Origin of the sequence: Novosphingobium sp. (assembly GCF_032093395.1) — a bacterium.
GTDB lineage: Bacteria > Pseudomonadota > Alphaproteobacteria > Sphingomonadales > Sphingomonadaceae > Novosphingobium.
In genome coordinates, this window is the sequence record NZ_DAMDBA010000136.1 from 1 (window position 1) to 6,642 (window position 6,642).

4 protein-coding genes and 1 pseudogene are annotated in these 6,642 nt (G+C 61.1%); 4 read left to right on the plus strand and 1 reads right to left on the minus strand.

Features of this window, described 5'->3' with window-relative positions; translation table 11 throughout:
- Positions 1-43 precede the first annotated feature (43 nt).
- Entirely contained in the window at positions 44-1,291 is a 1,248-nt protein-coding gene (locus RT424_RS23655) for a GTP-binding protein (RefSeq protein WP_313443227.1), read from the minus strand.
- A gap of 83 nt (positions 1,292-1,374) precedes the next feature.
- Between RT424_RS23655 and RT424_RS23660 the strand changes: the two genes are divergently transcribed.
- From RT424_RS23660 to RT424_RS23675, 4 genes and pseudogenes are all read left to right on the plus strand, one after another.
- Entirely contained in the window at positions 1,375-3,465 is a 2,091-nt protein-coding gene (locus RT424_RS23660) for a TonB-dependent siderophore receptor (protein ID WP_313443230.1), read from the plus strand.
- A 235-nt stretch (positions 3,466-3,700) separates the two neighbouring features.
- Positions 3,701-4,357: a 2'-5' RNA ligase family protein gene (locus tag RT424_RS23665; protein WP_313443232.1), complete on the plus strand. Its 657-nt coding sequence runs from the start codon at positions 3,701-3,703 to the stop codon at positions 4,355-4,357.
- Positions 4,358-5,347: 990 nt separating this feature from the next.
- A pseudogene (locus RT424_RS23670) lies at positions 5,348-5,979 on the plus strand (tyrosine-type recombinase/integrase).
- 217 nt (positions 5,980-6,196) lie between these two features.
- Positions 6,197-6,451, plus strand: coding sequence for a hypothetical protein (locus RT424_RS23675; protein WP_313443235.1), 255 nt, complete (start codon positions 6,197-6,199; stop codon positions 6,449-6,451).
- Positions 6,452-6,642: the final 191 nt, after the last annotated feature.

Here is a 6,642-nt window from a genome sequence, read left to right on the forward strand (position 1 = left end):
TCGGCGATCCACGCGGCGCGGGTGCGTTCGAGTGCCACGATGCTCACTGTGCCGCCTCCATTGCCTGCTCGCCCCAGGCCGGAAACGGATCGCGGAGATCCAGCCACTGAGCGGGGAGAAAGGTGTCGCCAGGCACGAGGCAGGCATCCAGTCGGGTGCGGATGCGACCTTCATCCATTCCGATGCCGATGAAGACCAGCTCCTGCCGTCGATCGCCCCATGGCGCCGTCCAGTGCGCAGCGACGAAGTTCTCGAAACGGTCGTCATCCGGCCACTGGTGCTTGGGGATACTCGCCCACCAGCGCCCCATGCGCGAGGTGATGGTCTGCGATCCGGCGACGGCCAGTTCGCCTACCCAGTCGGACCGGGTCGCCAGCCAGAAGTGGCCCTTGGCGCGCACCACGGCGTCGAGACCGTCAGTCGTCAGGAAGGCGTGGAACTTGGCTGGATCGAACGGGCGGCGAGCGCGGTAGACGAAGCTCTCGATGCCGTATTCTTCGGTCTCGGGCGTGTGGCTAGCATAACCATAGAGTTCTTTGGTCCAGAGCGGGTGCTGCGCCGCCTTTTCCTCGTCGAAAGTGCCGGTGGCGAGAATTTTCGCAAGCGCCACCCTGCCGTGGTCGCAGGTGATGATTGTCGCATCGGCATTCAGGCTGGCGATGAGCTTCTTCACGATCGCGAGGTGCTCGGGGGTTACTGATGACGCCTTGTTGACGATCACCACGTTGGCGAACTCGATCTGCTCCACCAGCAGGCCGACAAGGCTGCGCGAGTCTTCCTCGCCCACTGCCTCGCCGCGATCGGCCAGGAAGTCCTGGCTGGAATAGTCCTTCAGCAGATTGATCGCATCGACCACGGTGACCATCGTATCAAGCCGCGCCACATCGCCGAGGCAATGCCCGGCTTCGTCACGGAAAGAGAAGGTGCTGGCGACGGGCAGAGGTTCAGAAATGCCGGTGCTTTCGATCACGAGGTAGTCGAACCGGCCCGCCTCGGCCAGTGCGCGCACTTCCTGCAGCAAATCATCGCGCAGGGTGCAGCAGATGCAGCCGTTGGTCATTTCCACCAGCGCTTCCTCGGAGCGAGACAACGCTGCCCCGCCACCGCGGACAAGATCGGCATCGATGTTCACCTCGGACATGTCGTTCACGATCACTGCCACGCGCAGGCCTTCGCGATTGGCGAGGATGTGGTTGAGCAGCGTCGTCTTGCCCGCGCCCAGAAAGCCCGAGAGCACGGTGACGGGCAGGCGGCCATCGGCGGCCGGGGCGATGTTCTGCTGGAAGGTCATGGTTGGCCTCTTGTCAATTTATAGAGATGATATACCATAACATTTGAATTTTGAAAACGGGGGTAATTTTGATCCGACTGCATTTGACGGCGGCCCTGCTGGGCGCGCCTTTGTTCGCCATGCCTGCGCTGGCCGAAACCGAAGACCGGGCATCCGCCCATCGCGGCGAGATCACGGTTACTGCGATCCGCGAGGATGACAGTTACGCGCCCAAGAAGGCGACAGTGGCGGGGAAGGCGCCTGCCGATCTTCTGGAAATCCCGCAATCGGTGAGCGTGGTGACGCGCGAGCAGATAGAGGATCGCAACTTCTTCACGATCGGCGAGGCGCTGCAGCAGGTGACAGGCATCACCGTGATGCCTTTCGACGGCTCCAACCCGGACTATCGCGCACGCGGCTTCGTGCTGGACTATGCCTACGACGGCATCCCCTCGACGTTCTCGTCCGGCGTGCCCGAGTTTGATCTGGTGATCTACGAGCGCATGGAAGTGCAGCGTGGACCCACCGGCCTGTTCCGGGGATCGGGTTCGCCAGGCGGCACGATCAACCTCATCCGCAAGCGCGGACAGGACAAGGTGGCCGTCTCCGGGGCCCTGTCGGCCGGTTCGTGGAACAACTATCGCGGCGAGTTCGACATAGGCGGCCCGGTGGACGCAGCCGGGCGGCTGCGCGTGCGCGCGGTGGCCAGCCTGACCGATCGTGATTTCTTCCAGGCGAAGTCGCATGCCCGCAAGATGATCGCCTATGGCGCCTTGGATTACGACCTGACGCCCAGCACGACGATCGGCGCCTCGATCTCGTACCAGGACAACAAGGCGAACACCCCGATGAACGGGCAGCCGGCGTTCTCCAACCAGAGCTTCCTGAACTTTCCGCGCAGCTTCCAGCACCTGCCGGACTGGAACGTCTTCACCGAGAAGACGGTGGAATATGCCGCCGAAGTACAGCAGCGCATGGGGGACTGGTCGATCGTGGTGCGCGCGTTGAAGCGTGACATTCCGCGCTCGTGGATGGACGCCTTCATCCAGCCCGGCACGGGCGTCGATCCCGCGACGCTTACGGCCACCTATGTGAACCGCCGCAGCGAGGGCGAGAACGGCAAGGAGGCGCTGGACGCCTATGCGACTGGCCCCTTCACACTGTTCGGACGCCAGCATAACTTGACCATCGGCTACAGCTTCGACATGCGCACGACTGAGTTTCTGTCGAGATCCCAGACGGTGGCGGGGCGGTTCTCGATTTTCGATGCAGATTCTGTTCCGCAGCCTGCCCGTGCCTTCACCTCGGGCAGCGAGACGGACCTGCGGCAATCGGGCTTTCACGCGCAGTTGCGCCTGCGTCCGCTGGAGCCGCTGACGATCGTGCTCGGTGGCCGGATCAGTGACTATACCAACCGCACTCGCGGTATCGCACCGTCGCCTGTCACCCAGTTTCGCGTGACGTCGAAAGAGCGCGGACAATTCACCCCCAGCGTCGGCGCGGTGCTGCGCCTTGCCGAGAACGTCACGCTCTATGGCAGCTATGCCGACATCTTCAATCCGCAGACCGCGCTGCGCAAGGACGGCACCGTGCTCGATCCGCGTGTGGGGCAGCAGTATGAAATCGGCCTCAAGGGGCGCTTCCTTGATGGCAGGCTCAATACCACCGCTGCCATGTTTCGCAGCAAGGACAAAAATCGTCTGCTGGAAGACGTGACTGCGCCCGGGTTCTACGTCGCGGCAGGCGAAGTGAAGATCGAGGGGTTCGAATTCGAAGCGACCGGCAGTCCGATCGCTGGGCTGGACCTGACGCTGGGCTATACCAACGTGAAGACGGAATATGCGGTGGCACCTGCCAGCCAGCAGGGCGCGGTATTCGATATCTTCACGCCGCGCCACCAGTTCAAGGCCTATGCGCGATACGAGCCTGAAGCGTTGGGCGGGGCGTTCGCTGCGATCGGCCTCAACGCACAAAGCGGCGTTGTCGGCGCCGGTGTTGCAGGGGTACGCGAGCAGGGCGCCTTCGCCATCGCCAATGCGCAGTTGGGCTTCCGCTTCAACGAGCACTTGCGTGCTTTCGTGAGCGCGAACAACCTGTTCGACAAGGTCTATTATGTCCGCGTCGGCTCGATCAACACGTACAACAATTATGGCGAGCCGCGGAACGTTCTGCTCACGCTTCGCGCCAGCTATTGAGGCCAGCCAAGGCCTTGTCCGTCCTGAGTGATCGGGCCGGACAAGGCGCCAATCAGGTAGCGGGTCTAACGAGCCTTCGGCATCCAAGATGCGGATGGGGGCTGAACGGCCCTAAAGGGGCGCCCCCGGAAACGCCCGCTGGATTTGCAGGCTGGCCAAACGCGCTGCTAGATCTAGATCACCAACCCTGCATTTCTCACGGTGTGAGTTGATCCGTATGTCGCGAATGCCGTTGATGGCCCTGATTGCATCGCTGGTCTGGGCTAGCCACGCGAAAGCCGAAGACAGGGTCAGCATCGACATCTATGCGATTCCCTCGCCATCAATCGTTGAGGGAGTGGAAAAGGCGAGCGTCGATCTCACCGCCCGGGGGATGACCACGTTTCATGCCCAAGGCCACCCGGCACACGTCACGCTCTACCTGACGCAATACCCTGTATCCGCGGCGCCTGCGCTGAAAGCCGCTGTCGCCAGGGCGACGAAGGCATGCAGACAGTTCCCCCTCGCTGCCACCGGCCTTGAAAGGACCGCCTCGAACTGGCTGTTCCTGAAGGTTGACCGAACGGCCGCGCTGCAACGATTGGCCGACGAGATCACGCTTGCGGCAGAACCACTGCGATCGCACGATCTGTCCCCGCCGTCCTGGATGAAGGAATACCCTGCAAAGCTTCCGGCCTTCGAACGCTATGGATCGCCGAACGTATTCATGCAGTTCGATCCACACCTGACCCTGCTCGCGAACGAGACCAGTCCGAATTTGGGAAAGTATGTCGCAGATATGGCGACACGTCCGCCCCGCGCCGTGGGCCGGGTGACGGGAATTGGAATGGGTATCGTCGATGCGAACGGGCAGCTGGTGAAGACGCTCGCTGAGTACAACTGCAAACCCTGATTGCATGACCGCCGAGCACTGGCGGCCTATTTGTCCGTCAGGGCGGGAAAGCGTCAGATCAGGCGGAGGCCAGAGTGCAGCCAGCAAGCGTAACCGCTGCTGCCACCACATCTCCGTCTGCCCATTGAATTCAAGTGTCTGGCGCTGAACCGCAACATCGATCCGCTGCCACGCAAGAGTGCATGCTCCGCTTAATTTGCCTCCAGCGCGGCTGAGCGGCGGGCTTTAAGCGGGATCGCAGCAATACACGGCGTACGCGGTGCGGTTGGCCGAAGCGTACAGCAGCAATTCATGTTTTTCGCCCATGGCTGACCTCCCAAAACGGAGGCGACTATGAAAATTCTCAAGCTATCTCTTGCTCTTGGGATGGCAGTCACCGGCATCGGTATGACTACCTCGGCAGAAGCCCACCCTCGTGACCATCATCGCTGGGAGCATTTGGATCGGGACCACCATCGCTATCGCGATTATCGCAGATATGACCGACCACGCCATTGGAGCAATCGCGGATATCGGGATCATCGCCGCTGCTGGACTGAATGGCGTCATCATCGCCGAGTTCGTGTCTGCCGCTAAGTCAGAGCGTGTCGCTTACCCGTTTCGCCGTCGGGTAGCGACACACCATGCGGGTGGTTCAGCAAGCCACTGGCGATCGCAAGAAACTCGCGGTGCCCGCGCCATCCCAGATCGGCGATTCCAACAGGCGACTGTATCGTGCCTACGCCCCCTCACGGAGTGTCTAGAGAGGAGGTTCTCGCACACTTTTGCGCCCAAACGGTAATCCTCGGGCAGTTTGGCCGGTAATCGGAATGGGTTCCTGGCGCGCAGCCACTCACGCGGCTGCCGAGGATCGGCTTGAGTTGGTCGGTACCTACCGAGATTGCGGACCGTCCGCACCTAGGAATCTAAAATTTACGGTTAATGGCGACAAAGGGTCGGCCTCTCCTGAAGCGTTCTACCTATGGCCGTCACGGCCATAGGAGATGTGTCATGGGATTATCAGAGTTTGATCCCGCGCTCGCGAGCGGGTATCTTGGAACGCCGGGCGCAAGGTTGGTGCGAAGCGGGCGCTAAAGCCCCGTCAGATATGGGCGATCCGTTTCTTTCTCGACCAGCATGGGCGGATCCGGGACCGTGCCCTCTTTGACCTGGCCATCGATAGCAAGCTTCGCGGATGCGATCTGGTGAAGATCAGGATCAGCGATATCGTTTGTGATCGGAAAATTCGAACACGGGCCACGGTCGTACAGCAAAAGACCGGCAGACCGATTCAGTTTGAACTGATGACCGATGCTCGCGCCAGCCTGCTCAAATGGCTGGAACTGAGAGGTGGATCCTTGAAGGATTTTGCATTTCCTAGCCGTACCGATCACGCAGCCCACATAAGCACCAGGCAATATGCTCGCCTTGTTGACGAATGGGTCACGGGGATCGGACTGCCCGGCGAAGATTATGGCACGCACTCTCTGCGTCGGACCAAGGCGTCGATCATCTACAAGGCGACTGGAAATCTCCGCGCCGTCCAGATTTTGCTTGGGCATACGAAGATCGAAAGCACAGTGAGATACCTTGGCGTGGACGTGGAGGACGCTTTGACGCTCGCAGAGGGCACCGAAATCTGAAACTTCCCTGGATCCTTGCCGTTGCAAGGACCCAGGGCCTACAGCTCGGCGGCTGCTCTGCGCCCAATTTCGTCGTGGGCTATGCGCAGCCGCGCTCCCGAAACCGGAAGGGCAAGATTGCACGATTTTAATCGGAAAGCGGCCTGACCGGACCCGCCGACATAGCTGACAATAGCATATTCTGTTACAGTGCTGATCTTGACGCCAGGAGGTGCAGATGGGCGAGCTAGGACCGAACCAATTGGACCAGCGCTTGTTGAAGGCCGGTTACGTCGTCGCCGCGATAGGATATGGCGTGCTGTTGATCGGCGTATTGCTACCCGGCCTCGCGTGGATCACAGCGCACGAACGTGACGACGCCGCTGTGGCCATGGGCTGGGTGCTCAGTTTTGGCATGCTCGGCGCGGCTTTGATCAACTGTGGACGGAGGCTCAGGCGCGCTTACCGGGCGGGCATGCAAAGCGGCGTCTGACGACCGCTTTCCCCGACATTTTGGTCGTAGAGGGTCTCGATTCGCCCTCTGAATAGCGTCCGTCCGTTCAGATTGTGGCCAACCCAGCGATCGGCTGCTTTCATGGCGCCACAGAGGCCACGTGAAGGTCAGCTAAGTCGGGGGAAGCTGACCTTGCCCTAGCTCTGAGCGTGGCTAAGGTGATGCCATGT

What these genes read in the sequence shown, in the direction of transcription:
- RT424_RS23675 (WP_313443235.1), top strand. Translation starts at nt 6,197, where the DNA reads ATGGGCGAGCTAGGACCGAACCAATTGGACCAGCGCTTGTTGAAGGCC.
- RT424_RS23665 (WP_313443232.1), top strand. Translation starts at nt 3,701, where the DNA reads ATGGCCCTGATTGCATCGCTGGTCTGGGCTAGCCACGCGAAAGCCGAA.
- RT424_RS23655 (WP_313443227.1), bottom strand. Translation starts at nt 1,291, where the DNA reads ATGACCTTCCAGCAGAACATCGCCCCGGCCGCCGATGGCCGCCTGCCC.